The following is a 1,731-nucleotide window of genomic DNA, read 5'->3' on the forward strand; positions in this document are numbered from 1 at the left end:
CCTATGTGAACTGTGCGACACTGACCGCAGAAAGCTTTGCGCCCGAGTTGTTTGGGCATAAGCGCGGGGCAATTCAGGGGGTGGCGACATCTCGGCGTGGGCTGTTGCGCGAAACCGGTGATGGCATGATCTATTTTGACCGTGTGGATCTGCTATCAGAAGACCTGCAAGGCAGCCTCTCGCGCTTGTTGGACATTGGCAGTTTCCGACCACTTGGCAGCAGCCGAGAAGTGGACCTGACATCTCGGCTTGCATTTTCTGCACCGTCCGATGTGCCAAGCGAAAGCGGCGTGCCAGCATCTTTGTATCATAAGATCGCCCAAATCGGGATCCCCATTCAACCGCTGCGTGAACGCACCGAAGATATCGAAACACTGGCGCATGAATTCCTGATTGCCGTGGCCTGCGAACGCAAGCAGAGGCTAAGCTTTGCGGCGGGCAGTGTCGCATTTCTTATGCGCCAGGAACTACAGGGCAACATGCATGAACTGCGCGCGATGATTACGCGCGCAAGCCTGCAAGCCCGGCAAGACGGCGTGATTACGCCGGAACATCTGGGGGCAAAAGTGAATGGCAGATCCGCTGTCGCCTCTGCTTCTGATCTGAAAGCTTATGTGGAAAGCTACGAAGCAAACCTGATCCGCCGCGCACTTTCTGATGCAGAAAACAACCGAGCCCAGGCGGCGAAAAACCTGGGTATTCCGAAACGAACACTGGCAGATAAATGTTTAAGATACGGACTTTGATTGGCACTTTTTCTTTGGCCGCATTTTCAGCGGCCCTAGCACCCCCTCTGCTGGCGCAGGAAGGGGCTGTTACGATTGATCGCGAGCTGCTGACACCTTGCTTTGAAGACAATGAACGCCTCAGCCGGCTTGAATGCTATGACAGGGTGCTGGCGCGCCCTGAAGTCACAGATGTAACGCCGGAGCCTGAACCCGAGCCTGCACCACAGATTGTGCCTGCAATTGCTTTCCTGACGGGTCTTCTGACCAGCCCGGATGTAAGTGAGAACGGCGTTGCCATGATTCTGCGGGAACGGGACAACGGGGCCAACCTGCGGGTTTTCGATGACGAAGGCGAGGTGGATTTGCGCACGCTGGCAGGAGAGACTGTGGACCCTGAAACCTACCAGGATGACACGGATCTATTCCTTGCGCTGCAAAGTCTTGAGGGTCAGGGGGAAGATGCCACCCTGGTGGTGAGCTGCCAGAAAGATATTACCCGTTTCCGTATCTACTGGTATGAGCCCTTTGCGACGCGCACCACTTCCGTGCGGTTTCACTATGACGACAGCGTCACGGAAAATGAGGGGCGTGAGTTGCGCCAGTTCCATGTGCGCGGCGATGGCTATGTCACCGAAAATGCCCGAGGACTGGATTCAATCCGCCTGACCCGTGCGATCAGTGCGGCTGATATCACCCAGGTCGGGATTGGTGATAGTTCCAATCTGCGTTCCGCTTTCTTTAATACTGCTGCCCTTGATGAAATGTTGCCCCTTCTGGCGCATCACTGTTCCTGGGCTTTGTCCAACAGTTCTGAATAACAGGTGCCCCCATGTTCCGAATTTTTAAAGTTCTGAAAAAATCTCTCAGCCCGCTGCCCCTGATTATGGTGCTCAGCTTTATCGGATCCCTGGTGGTCTGGTTCTTCGGTGAAAAACTACGCTGGAAAAGCTTCCAACCCTTTGCCGAAGGTGACATGCGTTTCTGGGTTGCCCTGTGCCTGTTG

2 protein-coding genes are annotated in these 1,731 nt (G+C 54.9%); both read left to right on the top strand.

All coding sequences use genetic code 11. The features are described from left to right. Nucleotides 1-746, top strand: a 746-nt coding sequence (locus ACPGUT_RS16000; RefSeq protein ID WP_423993110.1) for a sigma 54-interacting transcriptional regulator, incomplete at its 5' end; no start/stop codon positions are given. Next, nucleotides 725-1,546 carry a type VI secretion system-associated protein TagO gene (locus tag ACPGUT_RS16005; protein WP_423993112.1) on the top strand — a complete coding sequence of 274 codons (822 nt, stop codon included), beginning with the start codon at nucleotides 725-727 and terminating at the stop codon, nucleotides 1,544-1,546. The genes ACPGUT_RS16000 and ACPGUT_RS16005, both read left to right, overlap by 22 nt. Nucleotides 1,547-1,731 lie beyond the last annotated feature (185 nt).

The sequence above is a fragment of the Halocynthiibacter sp. genome, assembly GCF_049608145.1.
Lineage (GTDB): Bacteria > Pseudomonadota > Alphaproteobacteria > Rhodobacterales > Rhodobacteraceae > Halocynthiibacter.

Bases quoted from the DNA above. Each gene is read 5' to 3' on its own strand.
- ACPGUT_RS16005 (WP_423993112.1), top strand. From the start codon at position 725: ATGTTTAAGATACGGACTTTGATTGGCACTTTTTCTTTGGCCGCATTT.